The sequence below is a fragment of the Streptomyces spongiae genome (genome assembly GCF_009377185.1).
GTDB lineage: Bacteria > Actinomycetota > Actinomycetes > Streptomycetales > Streptomycetaceae > Streptomyces > Streptomyces spongiae.
Genome location: NZ_VJZC01001090.1, coordinates 1 through 1,201 on the forward strand (window position 1 = coordinate 1; position 1,201 = coordinate 1,201).

The window sequence follows — 1,201 nt, forward strand, 5'->3', positions numbered from 1 at the left end:
CGGCAGAGGAGCCGAGGGCCCGGCCGGAGCGGGATGCGGGGGGCTTCATCGAGGTGCGGTGAGCGTGGTGGACTGTGCTGGACCGGATCGACAGCCCTTCTCTCTCCGATACCCCTTCTCTCTCCGATATCCCGTCTGTCTCCGATACCCCGTCTGTCTCCGGTACCCCCTGAGCCTCTAGGACCTCACTCGTGGCAGGACGTTTCGCACCGCGGCCCACGCGTACGACTGTTCGCGGTGGGCATGTCGCCGTGCCCGGGCCCAGGGGTGCGGCGCGGCCCGCTCACGCGGCGGGGCGGACGCGGACGTGGGTGCCCGAGGGGCCGCTCGATCTCGGGCTGGTGCTCGGGCCACTGCGGCGCGGGCCCGCCGATCCGACGTTCCGGGCGGCTCCGGACGGGTCCGTGTGGCGCGCCAGTCGTACGCCGGCCGGGCCCGGGACGCTGCGGGTCGCGTTGCGGGGTGGGGTCGCCGAGGCCGAGGCGTGGGGGGCGGGTCGTGACTGGCTGCTCGACCAACTGCCGTCGCTGCTCGGGGCGTTCGACGATCCTGAGGTCTTCGAGCCGCGGCACCGTCTGGTGGCGCTGACGCGTCACCGGCGGCCGGGGTTGCGGCTGACGCGGACCGGGCTGGTGATGGAGTCGTTGATTCCGTCGATCCTGGAGCAGAAGGTCACGACGGATGAGGCGTACCGGGCGTGGCGGTTGCTCGTACGGAAGTACGGGGAACCGGCGCCGGGGCCCGTGCCGGGGCGGATGCATGTGATGCCGGCGGCGCGGACGTGGGCGTTGATTCCGTCGTGGGAGTGGCATCGGGCCGGGGTCGACGACAAGCGCGCGTCGGCGATTCTGCGGGCCGTCCGGGTTGCCGCTCGGCTGGAGGAGGGCGTCGGGATGGCGCCGGAGGAGGCGCGGCGGCGTCTGGAGGTCGTGCCGGGGGTGGGGCCGTGGACCTCGGCGGAGACCGTGCAGCGGAGTCATGGGGCGGCGGATGCGGTGACCGTGGGGGATCTGCATCTGCCGGGGATCGTGGGATACGCGCTGGCGGGTGATCGGGATGCGGATGACGCGGTGATGTTGTCGCTGCTGGAGCCGTATGCGGGGCAGCGGCATCGGGCGGCTCGGTTGATTCTGTTGTCGGGGCGGGTGCCGGCTCGGCGTGTGCCGAAGATGCCTCGCGGGGACATCGGGCGGTTGTAGGG

The 1,201-nt window shown here is 72.6% G+C and carries 1 protein-coding gene; it reads left to right on the forward strand.

Going from position 1 to position 1,201, the window contains the following annotated elements; all coding sequences use genetic code 11:
• Nucleotides 1-191 precede the first annotated feature (191 nt).
• Nucleotides 192-1,199, forward strand: coding sequence for a DNA-3-methyladenine glycosylase family protein (locus FNH08_RS50325; RefSeq protein WP_322726691.1), 1,008 nt, complete (start codon nucleotides 192-194; stop codon nucleotides 1,197-1,199).
• Nucleotides 1,200-1,201 lie beyond the last annotated feature (2 nt).